General features: G+C 69.1%; 15 protein-coding genes. 9 read left to right on the top strand and 6 right to left on the bottom strand.

What is annotated here, in order from left to right; genetic code table 11:
• Positions 1–90 precede the first annotated feature (90 nt).
• Both BCM27_RS06210 and BCM27_RS06205 read right to left on the bottom strand, forming a co-directional pair.
• Positions 91–1,221 (bottom strand): DNA polymerase IV, encoded by a 1,131-nt coding sequence (locus BCM27_RS06210; protein WP_004023397.1) that lies wholly within the window; start codon positions 1,219–1,221, stop codon positions 91–93.
• A 36-nt stretch (positions 1,222–1,257) separates the two neighbouring features.
• The gene (locus BCM27_RS06205; RefSeq protein ID WP_033206441.1) at positions 1,258–1,935 is read right to left on the bottom strand and encodes a hypothetical protein; all 678 of its coding nucleotides are present in this window, start codon (positions 1,933–1,935) and stop codon (positions 1,258–1,260) included.
• A gap of 306 nt (positions 1,936–2,241) precedes the next feature.
• Between BCM27_RS06205 and BCM27_RS06200 the strand changes: the two genes are divergently transcribed.
• Positions 2,242–2,829, top strand: coding sequence for an Rv1733c family protein (locus BCM27_RS06200; protein ID WP_004023395.1), 588 nt, complete (start codon positions 2,242–2,244; stop codon positions 2,827–2,829).
• A 48-nt stretch (positions 2,830–2,877) separates the two neighbouring features.
• Here BCM27_RS06200 and BCM27_RS06195 read toward each other — a convergent pair whose 3' ends face one another.
• Genes BCM27_RS06195 through BCM27_RS06185 form a run of 3 tightly spaced genes read right to left on the bottom strand, consistent with a single transcriptional unit; the run spans position 2,878 to position 7,908 of the window.
• A complete protein-coding gene (locus BCM27_RS06195; RefSeq protein ID WP_004023394.1) occupies positions 2,878–4,593 on the bottom strand; it encodes an Hsp70 family protein in 1,716 nt (571 codons plus the stop codon).
• A 45-nt stretch (positions 4,594–4,638) separates the two neighbouring features.
• Positions 4,639–6,522, bottom strand: coding sequence for a dynamin family protein (locus tag BCM27_RS06190; protein ID WP_004023393.1), 1,884 nt, complete (start codon positions 6,520–6,522; stop codon positions 4,639–4,641).
• 3 nt (positions 6,523–6,525) lie between these two features.
• Positions 6,526–7,908, bottom strand: coding sequence for a dynamin family protein (locus BCM27_RS06185; protein WP_239450667.1), 1,383 nt, complete (start codon positions 7,906–7,908; stop codon positions 6,526–6,528).
• 215 nt (positions 7,909–8,123) lie between these two features.
• On the opposite strand from BCM27_RS06185, the gene BCM27_RS06180 reads away from it, so the two are divergent.
• From BCM27_RS06180 to glsA, 7 genes are all read left to right on the top strand, one after another.
• Entirely contained in the window at positions 8,124–8,474 is a 351-nt protein-coding gene (locus BCM27_RS06180) for a hypothetical protein (RefSeq protein WP_004023391.1), read from the top strand.
• Positions 8,475–8,537: 63 nt separating this feature from the next.
• Entirely contained in the window at positions 8,538–9,077 is a 540-nt protein-coding gene (locus tag BCM27_RS06175) for an RNA polymerase sigma factor (RefSeq protein ID WP_004023390.1), read from the top strand.
• 145 nt (positions 9,078–9,222) lie between these two features.
• On the top strand, positions 9,223–9,549 hold the full coding sequence (locus BCM27_RS06170; protein WP_004021206.1) for a hypothetical protein: 327 nt from the start codon (positions 9,223–9,225) through the stop codon (positions 9,547–9,549).
• Positions 9,550–9,610: 61 nt separating this feature from the next.
• Complete coding sequence (locus tag BCM27_RS06165; protein WP_004023389.1) at positions 9,611–10,492, top strand: AlbA family DNA-binding domain-containing protein; 882 nt, start codon at positions 9,611–9,613, stop codon at positions 10,490–10,492.
• A 131-nt stretch (positions 10,493–10,623) separates the two neighbouring features.
• Entirely contained in the window at positions 10,624–11,499 is an 876-nt protein-coding gene (locus BCM27_RS06160; protein ID WP_033206459.1) for an endonuclease domain-containing protein, read from the top strand.
• A 205-nt stretch (positions 11,500–11,704) separates the two neighbouring features.
• Positions 11,705–12,076: a VOC family protein gene (locus tag BCM27_RS06155; protein WP_004023387.1), complete on the top strand. Its 372-nt coding sequence runs from the start codon at positions 11,705–11,707 to the stop codon at positions 12,074–12,076.
• A 31-nt stretch (positions 12,077–12,107) separates the two neighbouring features.
• Complete coding sequence (gene glsA, locus BCM27_RS06150; protein ID WP_004023386.1) at positions 12,108–13,322, top strand: glutaminase A; 1,215 nt, start codon at positions 12,108–12,110, stop codon at positions 13,320–13,322.
• On the opposite strand, the gene BCM27_RS06145 is transcribed toward glsA, so the two are convergent.
• A complete protein-coding gene (locus BCM27_RS06145; RefSeq protein ID WP_004023385.1) occupies positions 13,253–14,338 on the bottom strand; it encodes an AraC family transcriptional regulator in 1,086 nt (361 codons plus the stop codon). The genes glsA and BCM27_RS06145 overlap by 70 nt on opposite strands.
• A gap of 114 nt (positions 14,339–14,452) precedes the next feature.
• Here BCM27_RS06145 and BCM27_RS06140 point away from each other — a divergent pair, with 114 nt between their 5' ends.
• On the top strand, positions 14,453–15,907 hold the full coding sequence (locus BCM27_RS06140; RefSeq protein WP_004023384.1) for an aldehyde dehydrogenase: 1,455 nt from the start codon (positions 14,453–14,455) through the stop codon (positions 15,905–15,907).
• The last annotated feature ends 44 nt before the right edge of the window (positions 15,908–15,951 follow it).

The raw sequence follows: 15,951 nt of genomic DNA, 5'->3' as shown, positions 1-15,951 counted from the left end.
CGACCAGCAGGGGGGTCACGGGGTCGATGTCCCGCTGGTTGAGCCGGCACCGAGCGCAGCGAGGAGCCGTGTCGAAGCCACTCTCTCGGATCAGTGAGCAGCGGGTTCGTCGTCGGTGACGAGGTCGAGGCGGACGCCCAAGAGTCGAACCGGGCGGTCGATGTCGAATCTGGCGAGCAGGTCGGCGACCACCGACTCGAGTTCTGCGAAGTCGAGGCTCGGGGCGGGGAGCTTCCGGGACTTGGTGCGGGTGTAGAAGGTCGTGGTGCGGACGGTGACCGCGACCCGGAACGGCAGTCGCTCCTCGCCGACGACCTGATCGAGCAACTCACGAAGCAGTTCGCCGGCAGCAGCCCGCATCTCGGTCGCGTCGCTAAGGTCGGTCGCGAAGGTCCGGGACTTGGAATGCGAACGGGCCAGCCAGGGTTCGACGGTGATCGCCGAGTCGCCGCCGCCGCGGCACAGCACGTACAGCCAATTGCCCTGGTGCGGACCGAACATGGCGATGAGATCGTCGCGAGGGGTGGCGATCAGCTCGGTCACCGTGGTGACGCCGGCGGCGGTCAGCTTCGACGCCGTCTTCGGCCCGACGCTCCACAGATCGCGAGTCGGCCTGTCCCCCATCAAATCCAGCCAATTGCGATCGTCGAGCAGGAACACCCGCGGGGCGTCGGCGCCGTTCGCCCCGTCGCCCGGCGGCCGTTTGGCGAACCCGGTGGCCATCTTCGCCCGCTGCTTGTTGTCACTGATCCCGACGCAACTCGTGAGTCCGCACCGGTCCAGGATCTCCGACCGGATCCGTTCGGCGAGGTCGACGATGGCCTCGTCGTCGAACGGATCGACCTCCGCTCCGCGGGCGTTGACCCCGAGGTAGGCCTCGTCCCAGCCCCAGACCTCGACGGGGTGGCCGGTGGCGCGCAAGACGTCCATGACGTCGGCGGACGCGGCATCGTAGGCACTCATGTCGAGCGGCAGATACACCGCGTCGGGCATCTTGCGGTGTGCTGCCCGCAACGGCATACCCGCACGAACACCCACGTCACGCGCCTCATACGACGCGCAGGTGACCACCTTGCGGGCCTCGGTCGGATCGCCGTTGCCGCCGACGATCACCGGCACCCCGACGAGTTCGGGAGCCCGCAACCTCTCGACCGCCACCTGGAACTGGTCGAGATCGACGTGCAGCAGCCACCGATAGCGCTGTGGAACCGAAGTGGTCACGACGCCCAGGGTAACCGCCGGTTGTCAGGTCACCGGTCAGTCGGCGATACAGACCTCGACCTCACCGAGGCCCGCCGCACGGCACGATGTGCGCAACGAGTGCGGGTTGTAGCGCAGCACGGAGAGCCGCCGGTCGGATCCGTGACCGGCCTCGGCGAAGACCGCACTCGCGGCGGCGATGTGAGCGGCGAGTTCCGCCCGCGCGGCAGCATCGGACGTCGCCACGGCGTCGGTCAGCACCTTCTCCAGCAGTGCTCGGTCCCGATGCAGCGGCGGCGGCATGAGATTGAGTGCCGGAGAAGCGGTCCCGCAGTTCGTCGGGTCGGTCAACGCGTGGGCCGCGGAGACCAGAAGAGCCACCGCGACCAGAGGCGGCCGCCGGTCAGCGGGACCTTCCACGATGCCGACGGCAGAGTCCGCGTCGGCGTCGGGTCCGGCGAGCCCAAGGACAGCGAGCGCCTCATCGCGCGGAGACGAATCCCGCTCGGCGTCAACGGCTTCGTCGTGCATCAGCCGAAGCCGCGCCACGATCGCCCGGTGGCGTCGTATGGCGGCGTCGACCTCCCCCAGGAGATCGGCGGTCACCCCGAACTCCGCGGGGTTCTCGGCGAGCACCGCGTACCCGGACAGGACGATCGACTCCTCGATACCGATCGCCTCGACGATCGCCGACGAGGTGAGAAACGTGCGTGCACCACGTCTAGATGCACGCACAGACAATGCGCTGGTCAACTGAACCCCTCCACATAGACCATGAACAGTGACAATCACGAACAGTGACATTCATGAACACCGACGAGGGCCACGATGTGATGCCCCTCGAGTCGACCCCCAACGCCCCGGCACCCCCCGCGCGATGCCGGCCACCGTGACGCACCGTGAGAATACGCGGTGTCGGGGTAGTTTGTGAGTCGAATGACTGAAACACGGGTATCGCCGCGCGCATAGGGACCAAAGGCCCTGTCCCGGCGATCGCCCGCCCGCGACCATGTAAGGGGCGAACGGCACAGGAGGGTGCACATGCTGCGATTCCTCGCCCGCGAACTCCACAGCTGGCGTGTCATGCACGCATCGTCGAACGGTCTGGTCCGCCGCGGCGACCGTCTGGAGACCGCAACGCTGGTGATGCTGTGGCTGGCCGCCGTCGCGGGAATGATGATCGCCCTGACCATCGGGGGCGACACCTATGCGGCGCACAAGGCTGCCGCGGAACATCAAGAACCCCGACATTCGGTGAGCGCGACGATCATTCGTACGCCCGGCCAGGGCAGCGCCCAGAGCGGCGGCGGGGCGGACGCCGGCCTCACCACCGTGGCGTGGCAGGACCCGAACGGTCACCGACTCACCGCAGCCGTCGGCGCCGAGCCGCTCGACTCGGTCGGTCGGGTCCGGGTCGTCTGGCTCGACGACTCCGGTTCGGTGGTGGACCCACCCGTCACCACCACGGACGCCGTGATGGAGGGCCTGATCGCCGGGGCCGCGGTGGGGATGCTCGTCGTGCTCGGCTGGTGGGGCTCGACCGTGCTCGTCCGGATGGTCGCCGATCAGCACCGGTCACGACGATGGGACGCCGAGTGGCGGCAGTTCGACATCGACAGCCACCCCTGACGGGCGACGGCGCCGGGAGCGGAGCGAGCGGGCCGAATGAACCCGGCCTCAGCCGCTCACGACCGCCCAGATGACGAACGCCACCCAGGCGACGGCACCGAGGACGTTGACGACCAGCGCCGTCGTCGTGAGGGCATCGCGTCGTCCGCCGGCCCGCGTGATCCCCACGACCGTGAGTACGAGCCCGACGATCGTGCCCAGACACAGCGGGAAGCCCAGGATACCCACGATCAATCCGGCCAGACCGAACCCGTTCACCTTCTCCGGTTGCTCTGGAACGGGTTGCGCGAGCACGGGTTGCGCAGGAACGGGTTGCGGGACGACGCGGTGCGGAGCCGGCGGCACGGGACCGGAGTGGCCCCGCACCGGCGAGGTCCCGGCCGGTGTGCGGTGCAACCGCGGCCACTGGTCGGGCCGCAGACCGGCCGGCCCGACGGCCGCGAAGACCGCCCCCGGCTGAACGGCCACGCCCGGCCGGAGGTCGAGACCGTGCAGAGTGCCCGCGACCGGCGCGTCGATCGTCACCCGGCCGGCCGGGGAGTCCGCGGTGGCCAGCGGCTCGCCTACGCGCACGACCTGCCCGTCGCGCACGGTGACACCCGCGATCACCGAGCCGGCCGGCAGCTGCGGGAAGGCGATACGGCGAGCCGACACCTCCGCGCCGACCTTCTGTGTGTCGACGCCCTGGACGACATTGGTCGACCGGAGGAGCCCGCCCTGCGCGACGACGACCTTGGGGTCGCCGATCCGGGCGACGCGACCCACCGCCGACAACGCGGACTGCAGCATCGGAATGCTGCTGGTCCCGCCCGTCACGTAGACGATGACGGGTCCGCCCGGCCCCGTGCCGGCGGCGTCGGCGCGGGCGATCGCATCCCGGGTCAGCTCGACGGCCCGTTCCACGAACGGCCCGATCATCGACTCGAACTCGCGCCGGGTCAGCAGCAACGTGTGCCGGGTGCCGGGGAGTTCGATGACGGCCTGGGCGGTGTCGGACAGTGCTTCCTTCGCCGTCCGCACCCGATCGGCCAGGGCGATCGCGGCCGCCGGGGCGCGGAGTCGGCCCGGGAGGTCGGGATCGAGTTCGGCGGCCTCGTCGTGCACCCAGCGGATCATCCGGGCGTCGAGGTCACGGCCGCCGAGATGGTTGTCGCCACCCGAGCCGGTGACGGTGAACCCGTCGACACCGTCGCGGACGAGGAGCGCCACGTCGCACGTGCCGGCGCCGAAGTCGAAGACGCACATCCGTTCGGCAACGCTGACGTCGTACCCGCGGTAGACGTAATACCAAGCGGCAGCCAGTGATTCGGACGCTATTCGCAGCGTCTCGGCAGGGATTCCGGCCCGGCCGGCCGCGCGTCGGAGGACGTTCTTGCGCCGCTCGCTCCAGCGGTCGGGATGGGTCATGACGATCGAGTCGAAGGCAGGCAGTCCGCTGTGGCGCAACGCGATCTGATGCACATGTCGCAGGACGGCGCCGATCAGATCCTCGACCGGCCAGAAGCGGTCACCGAGCTCGATCTCACCATCGTCGATACGCGACTTCGGGGTGTCCTCGAAGGCGTCGGGGGCCTGCAGCCGCCGCAGCACCGCATCGTGACCGACGACGACGGACCCGTCCCCCGCGAACACCGCCGACGGCATCGCGGGTCCGCCCTGTCCGAGCGGCACGATGACCGGCTCGCCCAGCCCGACCCGGTACGCAGCCGCAGTGTTGCTGGTGCCGAAGTCGATACACAGTCGCCGCCTGCTCTCCTGCGCCACGTGGTCACCTCCTCAGGTGCAAATCGTTGCACACGACACCGGCATTCATCCGGTGGGCGCTCGAAGAGCGCGGGCGATCGCCTTGCGCACGTTGTCCACGGCGACGATCTGATTACGCAGATCCGCGGCCGTCTTCTCGCGCTCGGCCGCCGATCTCTTGGACTCCGCCGCGGCGTCGTTGAGGATCTTCGTCGACTCGGCCAGGAGCCGCTCGAGCAGTTCGTCGTAGGCGATCTGCAGATCACCGCTCGCCTGCGCCTTGATCGACTGCAGCTGGGACCGGACGTCGGCCTTCATGTCGTTGACCGCTTTCGTCAACCACTTGCGGTGGTTCTCCTTACCCACCTTCGACGCGCGGAACCCCACCACCACACCCGCCCACACCGGTACCGCGACAACATTGACCACCGGGATGATCGCCAGCGGGCCGCCCGCGGCGACGATGGACAGCAGGATCGGGTCGACCATGTTCTTCCAGGGCGAGATCTTCTCTTGCTCACGGAGCTTGAGTTCGCCGGCTCCGCCGGCGATCTGCCCGACGAGCTCCTCGGAGATGGCGGCGTCGGCGAACAGCGCGTCGGCGATCCGCTCGATGCCGGCGACGAACGAGGCGCTCACCTCACGAGCGGCGGCCTCGAGATCGACGGTCATCTGCGCGATCAGCTCCTGACCCGCCCGGTGCGGTTCGTAGAAGCGCAGCTTGTCGATCCGCGTGGACCACTGGCCGAGCAGCGTGTCGAAGCGATCGCGCATGAGGTCGTCGGTCCGCAGCGACGCCGCGGTGATGTCCTGTGTGAGGCGCGCCCGCCACTCCCGACGGCGATCCTTGAGACGTTGGAGTCGGTCGCGCTCGGCTTCGATCTCAGCGCGCTCGGCGGGGGTCGCGGTCGCGGCCTTCATCTCCAGGACGAGACGCGTGCGGACGTCGTCGAGGCCGGCGAAGGTCAGCTGCAGCGCGTTGCGCACCGGGGACGTGGCCCCGTCGCGGACCAGCGGTGTCAGGGCGTCGACGAGTTCGGGGACGCCGGAGGCCGCGAGGGCCCGTTCGCGACGGTCGGGGTCGGTGATCGCCGCGGCCTGGGCGGCGATGCGGTTGGAGACGCCGATGATCGGGATGTGGGCGAAGCGGGGGGCGTTGGCGCCGATCAGCTTTCGGTTCTCGGCCACGATCGTCCGCCACTGGCGCATGACGAGGTCGGTCTTGGTGACCACCAGCACCACGGATGCGACCTCTTCGCTGACGCTGCGCAGGAAGTCGAGTTCGGGTGCGCTCAGCGGTGCGGTCGCGTCGCACACCATGACCAGAACGGACGCTCCGCGAGCCGCGCTGACGGCAGCCTCGACGTGTTCGGGGACCAGCGACCCGACACCGGGTGTGTCGACGACGGTGACCCCGGGCAGCACCACGGCGTCGACACCCACGCGTGCCGAGACCGGTGGCACGAGAACCGAATCGATCGCTGTACCGGGCGCGAGACGTTCCGCGGGGACGCCGGCCGCGTGGCGTCCGCCGACGGTCACCCACTCGGCGAGCTCGGCGGCCGGGATCCGGTGGGCGGCACCGGGGAACTCCACGAGCGCGGTCCCGGCGGGGACGTCGTCGGTGGCGGGCGTGAACCGGACGTAGACCGAGGTGGTGATCTCGGCGTCGACCGGCGCGAGGTCGCCGACCCCGAGGAGGGTGTTGACCAGCGAGCTCTTGCCCCGGCTGACCTCACCGATGACCACCACGGTGCCCTGCGGCGCCGGCCGGTCGCGGACCCGCAGCGCCCGGTCGGCGATCGCGTCCTCACCGTGCTTGCGCAACGCGTCGATCGCGGTGCGCAAGACCGCCTCCGGTGTCGGCGTCGTGGTCTTCGCCGGCGCCTTCACCAATCCCTTGGCCGGCCCGGGTTCGCTGGTGGTCACAGCCTGCTCCTCGTTCACCATCGGTCAGTTGACCCAGAGTCCGCGCCGGACGAGTTGATAGGTCTGCTCGAGTACCAGCAGCGCCTCGCGTTCCGCCGACGTCGCAGCGAACGCGCGCCTCGACCGGCAGTCGGTGGCCCGCGCTCGCGCGGCGTCGGCGATCTGCGGTGGTCCGGCGGTCGGCGGCAGCGACAACAGCACCCGCACATCACGACTCGCGACCACGACATTGAGCTCGCCGACCAGGTCGCTGTCGGGTTGCCACCGCGCGAGGGCCTCGAGTGCGGACACCTCGCGCAACCGGTGCAGGGCCGGCGACGTCTCGGCCTCGTCGATGGCCTCCAGGAAGACGTCGCGGCGCGGGCTGCGGTAGGCGGTCTCGCGCAGCGCCGCCAGGACGGTGCGGGCCTTGAGGATGTCGCCGACGGCGAGGAATCGACGTCCGATCGCCAGCCGCAACTCGTCGATGCCCGAAACCCGGTGCAGCCATCCGCAGTACGCTCGCGCACCCTGCTGTGCGATCTCACCCCCGGCATCCATCGCATAGGTCCCCACGAGCTGCTCGAGCCGGCCCAGTTCATCGACGTCGATGCCCGGCGGAGCGGGCATCCCGCCGTCGAGGATGGTCAGCAACTCCCACGACTCGAGCTGCCCGCGCCGCGAGATCTGCGCGGTCTCACGTTCGGTGACCCCGCAGACCCCGGCCTCGGCCATCAGTCCGGACACCGCGACCACCGCGCCCGCGATCGCCGGGAACCGTCGCCACACCCGGCGCGCGATCTCCTGGGCCTTGAGCATCGGATTGTCGGCGGCGATGAGGTCGGCCTGCGAGATCACCAGGATCGTGTTCTGCGCCGACGCACCGGCCTCGGCGAGAAACGCGACCTCGTCGGCTTTCGGGCCCGCGGCGTCGTCGAGCAGGAAGAGGATGACGTCCGGTCGGGCCAGCCTCCCCTGTCGGCCGAACACCCGACGGGTGGCGATCTCGGCGGTGTCGGTGAATCCGGAGAGGCCGGGGGTGTCGACGACCCGGAAGCGCTCACGCAGCAACCGGGACGGGGTGTGGACGATCGCGTGGTCGATCTCCTCGGGTGGCCGGCCGAGGTCGCCGCGCATGGGGCCGGGGAGTTCGGTGACCGTACCGTCGAGGCCGATCACCTCGACCCGCTGCGGGTTGCCCTCGGTGTACAGCGCGGCGACGCGGGTGCACTCGGCGCGGTCGGTCGGGGCGACGCGGTCGCCCACGAGGGCGTTGAGCAGCGTCGACTTACCCGAACTGACGCGTCCGACGAGCGCAACGGTCAACGGCTCGGCCAGTTGGGCGCGCAAGGCGGACAGGCCCGCGGTGTCCGGCGACAGCGGGCCGACCTCGTCGAGCAACTGCTCCACGCGGCCACGCACGGTCATGCGCTGCTCCACGGAATCCGACCTCCCGAGACTTTCGTCGACCGATGGGAACATTCCGGGCTCGGCGACACTCCTAGGGACATGCCGAGAATGTCCCTCGGAGTCGGCGTGCCGACCCCTCGACCGGATGACAGTATCCGTGTCGGGCGCCGCGCGTCGACGAATCCATCGGTACCGATATCGGATGACCGACACACCAGCAGAGGCGGAAGAGCATGACCGACAATCTGGATGAGAACGACTTCGAGGCGTGGCTACGTGCCGGCGACCCGCCCGACGAGCTGAGCGTGCCCGAGGCCGCGTGGGACGCCGCCGTCGAGACCGCGTTCGATCCGTCATACGAACTCACCACCGACCTGACCGCGGCGCCCGGGCCGGATCCGCTGGACTCCGACGGCGACTCCGAATCCGACCCCGACGTCGGCGGCTTCGACGACCCGCCGGCGGACGACGTGACCGGGGATCACCTGGCATCCGGCCTCGACGAGGACGACGATGTCTTCAGCGGTTCCGAGCATTCTGCGGACGACTCCTTCGACGACGGAGCGCTCGATGACGACTTCTGAGATCGCCCGCATCGAAAACCGCGATGCGCTGCCGTGCCCGGGAGGCGGTCCTACGATGAGCGGGTGCAGTCGTTGATCGACGAATCCTCCTCCGGCGCAGACCTGCTCGAGCGTGCCCGCGCCGGTGACCAGGCGGCCTTCACCACACTCGTCGAACAGCACCGAGACCGATTGTGGGCCATCTGCTTACGCATCACCGGCAACCAGCACGACGCCGAGGACGCGATGCAGGACGCGCTCGTCGCCGCATGGCGCGCGATCGGCAACTTCCGGGGTGATGCACAACTGTCGACCTGGCTGTACCGGATCGGGTCCAACGCCGCGCTCGCCCGCATCCGCAAGCGCACGGACGCCGACGACATCGCCGATCACGACCCGATGAGCCATCTGGACGTCGCGGCGCAGGTCGTGGTGTCCGACCGCATCGCCGACGCGTTGGCGCAGGTCCCCGACGCCTACCGGGCGACCTTCGTGCTGCGCGTCTACGGCGAGTTGAGCTACTCGGAGATCGCCGAGGCGCAGGGCATCGGTCTGCAGACGGTACGCAGTCGAATCTCGCGCGCGCGGTCCATCTTGTCCGAATTGCTTGCGGACCTTCGATAGTCGAGTTGCGGCCCTGATCGTCGCCCAGGTGAATGACCTCACCGCGACTTCGGAACGGACGGGAACAAACCCCGGCACGCTCGACTCCAAGTAACCAGAACCGCACACGCCGCCCCCGGCACCCACTCCCGAAAGGACCCCCACCATGAGCACCGAGATCCCCGCCGACGCCGTTCTCATCGACACCGACGGCGACGGAGCCGTCGACGCCGCACTCACCGATGTCGACGGTGACGGCACCACCGACGCCATCCTCGACACCGACGGCGACGGCCAGGCCGACTCCATCGCCTACGACACCGACGCCGACGGCGAGATCGACGTCATCGAAGCCGACACCGACGCCGACGGTCTCACCGACATCGCAGTGGCCGACACCGACGGTGACGGCACCTTCGACACCGCCGTCGACGACGAGGGCAACGTCGAGGTCGGCGACTTCGGCAGCATCGACGGCGGCGACGCCGTCTGACCCCACCCGCACATACATAGCCCGAAGCCGCGATCACCGCGGCTTCGGGCTATAAAACGGTGTGGGAACGATCGGCGGAATCGAATTCGCGGTACCGGTCTGGGCGACCGCCACCGCGCTGGTCCTGGTGCTGGTGGTCTCGTGGGTATTCGGCGTCGTCGCGCGATGGTTGCTGCGTAGGCGCGCTCGGCTCGACGCGACCACGGCGATGGTCCTGTCGATCCTCGGCACCGCGCTCGGTCTCTACATCGCCGGCCTCGTCGACAAACATCTCCGGGTGTGGAGCGTGACAACGGTCGTGCTGGGACTGATCAGCTCTATCGTCGCGGTGGGGGCCTATGGTCTACTCGCCGCACGGTTGCAGCGGCAATCCAATGCCTCAGTCGCCCAACTGCTCTCCGACGGTGAGTCCGATCGGCTCGAGTTCAAGTCCACCGCCCGGGTGAACCTGCGGAGCGGCGAGAAGGACCCGCGGATGGAGCAGGTGATCGTCAAGACGGTCTCGGCGTTCCTCAACTCCGACGGCGGGACCCTGCTCATCGGTGTCGCCGACGACGGCACACCCCTCGGGCTCGACCCCGACTTCGCGACGTTGAAGGTGCCCGACGCCGACCGCTTCGAGCTCTGGCTGCGCGATCTCCTGACCACCACGCTCGGGCAGAACACGGCGGCGGCCGTCGGGATCACTGTCGAATCGGTCGCCCGGCCCGGGGAGTCGGGAACGGTCCCGGTGTGCCGCGTGACGTGTTCGCCGTCGCCGCGGCCGGTCTATCTGCGGGCCGGCAAGAACAACCCGCCCGAGTTCTGGGTGCGCGCGGGCAACTCCACTCGCCAACTCACCGTCGATGCCGCCGCCGACTACGTCATGCACCGCTGGCCCCTCGGCGCCGGCCGCGCGATCGCCGCCCAGATCCGCGCCGCCATCCGCTTCTCAGCCGGATGAGCGAAAGTCTCATCCACCTGAGCAGCCCCCAAGGGCAGATTGCCCTCCGGCACCCGTGAGATGGACGAAAAATCGCGAGCATCGGCCGAACCGGATGAAACCGGATGGCCCTCCGCTGCGTCAAAGCAGGCATGAGCTCCGATTGTGGCGTCTTCAGGTTGAACGAACTGACCGCGATGGGCTGGACGGCGGACGGCATCAAACAAGCCCGGCGCGCCGGGAGGCTGACCTCGCTCGGTTACGGGTGGGTTCGCGCATCCGGCGCCGACTCGAGTGCGGTCGCGGCGGTGAGCGCCGGAGGCGCGCTGTCCTGCGTCAGCGCGCTGCGTTTTCATCAGGTGCACGGCAACCCCGGGATCTGGATTCCGCCGGGCCACAGCGAGACCCATGTCCGCCTGAGCAAGCACATGAAGTCCACGCCACGGCCCAGCGGTCCGTTCCGCTGGTGCCGGGGATTCGGACAACCGTTGCCGGTGCGGACGGCCGTCGATCCGATCCCGTTGGCGATCGGCTGCGCGGCAAGGTGTCTCGCGGCGGAGGAGTGGATCGCCGTCGTCGACTCGATTCTCAACACCAGCGAGTGGACGATCCCGGACATCCAAGCCGACATGGGGCGCGTCGCACGGACGGTGGCGGCGATGTTCGAGCGGTGCGATGCACGTTCGCAGTCGGGGACCGAGTCGGTCGCCCGGTTACGGCTCGTCGCCGCCGGGTTCGGCGTGCAGGTCCAACCGTCGATCGGTGGTCGCGAACACGCGGATCTGCGGACCGGGTCGTTGCTCATCGAGTGTGACGGGCGCTCCTACCACTCCGACGCGGACGCGTTCCGCAACGACCGCCGACGCGATCGGAAGACGATGATCCACAGGTGGATGACCATGCGACTGACCTACGACGACGTCCTCTACGGGTGGGACGAGGTCCTCGAAGAGATCCGCGCGGTGACTCGCCCTGACCGGCACCGGATCCGACGACGCGCTGACACAAGACACACGGACCCTTCGTGACGGCCCTCCGCAAGCTCCGGGCCTCCTCAGGGAGCGGGCGAGACGGCCCTCCGCAGGCTCCGGGCCTCCTCAGGGTGCGGGCGAGACGGCCCTCCGCAGGCTCCGGGCCTCCTCAGGGTGCGGCGGGTGAACATCGTCGAATAAGGACCGTAACTGTCCGCATCTCCTGAGAGGCTGGTGTCACACCACAACCCCAGGAGGAACCGTGAACTGGACACTCGAGCTCGTCATCCTGCCCGTCAGCGACGTCGACCGCGCGAAGGACTTCTACTCGAAGATCGGCTTCAACGTCGACCACGACCACGTCGTCTCCGACGAAATCCGCTTCGTCCAGATCACCCCGCCCGGGTCCGCATGCTCCATCGCCTTCGGCAAGGGGCTCACCGACGCCGAACCCGGGTCGGTGAAGGGACTGCAGATCGTCGTCACCGACATCAACGAGGCTCGCGAACAACTGCTCGCGGCGGGCGTCGACCCCGGCGAGGTCGACGAGCAGGCCTGGGGCCACTTCGTGTACTTCGCCGATCCGGACGGCAATTCCTGGTCCGTGCAGTACATGCCGTACCGCCAGAACTGAGCCCGCCGACCCGGAGTGGCTACCGTGGGATATGCGCTCCCCCATCGAGGACTACCTCGAACGTGTCCTGCACGAATGCCGCGACGACGACGGCGGTGAGGTGGCGGCGGGCAATCGCGAACTGGAGCAGGCAGATCCGTCGTCGTTCGGGATCGCGCTGGCCACGATCGACGGCACCGTGTACACCGCCGGGGACGCCGACCACGAGTTCTCCCTGCAGTCCATCTCCAAGGTCCCGGCCTACGCGCTCGCACTTCGGGACCGAGGGCTCGACACGGTGCTCGAACGCGTCGACACCGAACCGTCGGGCGATGCGTTCAACGAGATCTCACTCGAGGCGGAGACCGGGCGGCCGCGGAATGCCCTCATCAACGCGGGCGCGGTCGCCGTCCACGGGCTGATCGACGGCACCGACGCGACCGACCGGACCGACCGCGTCATCGATCTCGTCAGCACCCTCGCCGGCCGCCGCGTCACGGTCGACAAGGACGTCCACCGCGCCGAACTCGCCTCCGACGACCACAACACTGCGCTGGCATATCTGCTGCGGTCGGCAGGCAAACTCGATTGCGAACCCGATGAGGTCGTCGACGGTTACGCCGCCCAGTGCTCCATTCGGGTCTCCTGCCGCGACCTCGCGGTGATGGGGTCCGTACTCGCCAACGGCGGGCTGTCGACGGGCGACGACGAGCGCCTGATCGAAGGCTGGATCACCCGGCACGTCCTGTCGGTCATGGCCACCTGCGGCATGTACGACGGCAGCGGCAGCTGGATGGCGACCGTCGGAATCCCCGCGAAAAGCGGTGTCAGCGGCGCGATCCTGGGCGTGCTGCCCGGTCAGGTCGGGCTCGCGGTGTGGTCGCCGCGGCTCGACGAACAGGGCAACAGCGTGCGTGGCGTCGCGGTTTTCGAGCGCTTGTCCCGCGACATGGAACTGCACATGATGCACGTGGCCCCCACCGGTCGGCCCGCGCTGCGATCGGTGACCGAACGCGATGGCGCGACCGTCGTCGAACTACAGGGCGATGTGCGCTTCGCGGGAGCGGAGATCGTCGCCAGCCGCGCCTGCGAGGGCTTCGACACCGAGTCGGTGGTTCTCGACCTGACCCACGTCCGGGTGATGGACGACGCCGCCCGCCGGCTGATCGACGAGGTCGCCCGGCGACTCGGGGACGACTACGACGTACGCATCGAGGACCCGAGCGATCTCATGGACCCCGATGACGCGGTGAATCCGGATACCTGACGCCCGGCCTCGCCGAGACCGGCTGCGCTCAGCTCACGTCGCTTCGCCAGCGGCGGGATCCCGAACCAGCGTTTGCAACTCCGGGTCAGCGTGCTCTGCTCGGAGTACCCGATCTGACGTGCCACCGCCGACAGCGGCACACCACGATTCGCGAGCAGCGAGACGGCGAGATCGCGGCGGGCGTCGTCGACGAGTTGCTCGAAGGTCGCGCCGTCGTCGGCCAGGCCCCGCTGCACCGCGCGCGGATGCATCATCAGCAGTTTCGACACCGCGTCGAGCGTCGCGGCGCCGGCGGGCAGCGCCCGCACGATGAGCTGCGACACCGCGTCGACGAAGGCCGTCTCCCGGTCGTGGCCCGTCATGAACCGGATCGCCACGTCATAGGCGAGGGCGTCGACCCGGCGCAGCGTCTGCTGCATCACCCCGCGCGGAAACACCACCAGATTGGCCCGCGCCTCGAACTCCACCGGACAGCCGAAGTACTCGGCGTACACCCGCGGCTCCGACATGGCGGGGTGCGCGAGCGTGATCCGGTTCGCCCGGAAATCGTGCCCAAGAGTCATCTGGAACGTCGAGCGGGTGACGCCCATCGCGAGCTCCACGACGTGCGGGCGGTAGGGCACCCGCTTGAGCACCGTGTCGAACTCGTAGGCGACCTCGCGTTCGCCGTAGTGCAGCTGCGCGGTGATGGCCGGGCTGTACACGTGTGCGAACTCGGTGACCTGCCGGAAGGAGTCGCCGATGGTCTCGGCGTTGCGGGCCGCGATCGCCACCGGCCCGAGGATGTCGGGATCCTGCCGGGCGGCCAGACGGAGACCGAAGTCGGGCACGCCGAACTCGGCGGCGCACAGGCCAATGATCGTGGACAGCGCGGTGAACGGGACGAACCGGTCGTAGGCACCGACCACAGCCGGGTCGATGCCGACGCGCGCCAGCATCGAGCGGGCGTCGCCGTCGAACTCCTCGATCAGTTCGGGCAGCTGGCTGAGCGACGACGCGCAGATCAGGTCGGCCATGGTCTCAACTGTCAAATAGTCGTCATCAGATGTCAAGAAATCAGCCGGTTCGAGGAGTGATCATGGACACACACGGCCGGACGCTCGACGGCTGACACAGCAAGGGAGTACGAGATGACCACCATCGAATCGGTTCGCACGAGTTTCTTCATCGACGGCGGCTGGCGCGCGCCGTCAGGCTCGGCGACGATCCCGGTCATCTCGCCCCTCACCGAGGAGGAGTTCGGCTCGGTCCCCGAGGCGACCACCGCCGACGTCGACGCCGCCGTGGCAGCCGCCCGGACCGCCTTCCGGTCATCGGGCTGGCGCGACCTGTCCCCCGCCGACCGCGCCGCACACCTGCGCCGGTTCGCCGACGAGCTCGACAAGCGTGCCGAGGACCGCGCTTCCGCGGTGACCTCCGAGAACGGCATGCCCATCGCGCTGGCCCGGTTCGCCGAGGGCGCCGCGCCGGTCCAGCTGCTGCGCTACTACGCCGACCTCGTCGAGTCGACCCCGGTGGAGGAGACGCGCACCAGCCAGCCGCTGCCCGGGACGACGATCGTGCGCCGCGAGGCCATCGGCGTCGTCGGGGCGATCGCGCCGTGGAACTTCCCCGCGATCCTCTCGATGTTCAAGATCGCTCCCGCGCTGGCCGCCGGCTGCACCGTGGTCCTCAAGCCCTCCCCCGAGACGAGCCTCGACGCCTACGTCCTCGCCGAGGCGGCCATCGCCGCCGAACTGCCCGCCGGCGTCCTCAACATCGTCAACGGCGGCAGCGAGATCGGCCGCCACCTGGTGTCGCACCCGCACGTCGACAAGGTCGCGTTCACCGGCTCGACCCCGGCCGGTCGCGAGATCGGCCGTGTCTGTGGCGAACTCATCCGCCCGGTGACCCTCGAACTCGGCGGCAAGTCCGCCGCCCTGGTGCTCGACGACGCCGACCTGGAGCAGACCGTCGGCGGCCTCGCCACCGCCTCGCTGCTCAACACCGGCCAGACCTGCTACATGTCCACCCGAATCCTGGTGCCCGGCAGCCGCTATGACGAGTACCTCGACGCCATCAGTGCGATGTGCGCGTCGCTGCCGGTCGGTGACCCGATGGACGAGTCCGTGGCGGTGGGTCCGCTCGCCAGTGGTCGGCACCGCGACCGCGTGCTGGCGATGATCAACAGCGCTCGCGAGGAGGGCGGCACCATCACCACCGGCGGCAGCCGACCGTCCGATCTGGACCGCGGGTTCTTCGTCGAGCCGACCGTCTTCGGCGGCGTGGACAACTCGGCCACCATCGCCCGCGAGGAGGTCTTCGGCCCGGTGCTCACCGTCCTGCGCTACGACGACCTCGACGACGCCATCGGCCTGGCCAACGACTCGTCGTACGGGCTCGGTGGAACGGTGTGGACGTCGGACCCCGACCGCGGCGTCGACGTCGCCCGCCGCGTCGAGACCGGGTCCTTCGGCGTCAATTACTTCAACCTCGACTGGGGTTCGCCGTTCGGCGGCGTGAAGGCCAGCGGGATCGGCCGTGAACTCGGCCCCGAGGGACTGGCGGCCTACCAGAACCTGAAGTCGATCTTCCTGCCGGGCTGAGCAACCGCTCCTCACTCAACTCTCTCCCACAAAACTTCTCCCAC

Source organism: Gordonia terrae (assembly GCF_001698225.1).
Lineage (GTDB): Bacteria > Actinomycetota > Actinomycetes > Mycobacteriales > Mycobacteriaceae > Gordonia > Gordonia terrae.
This window is presented reverse-complemented; position numbering and strand designations above follow the sequence as displayed.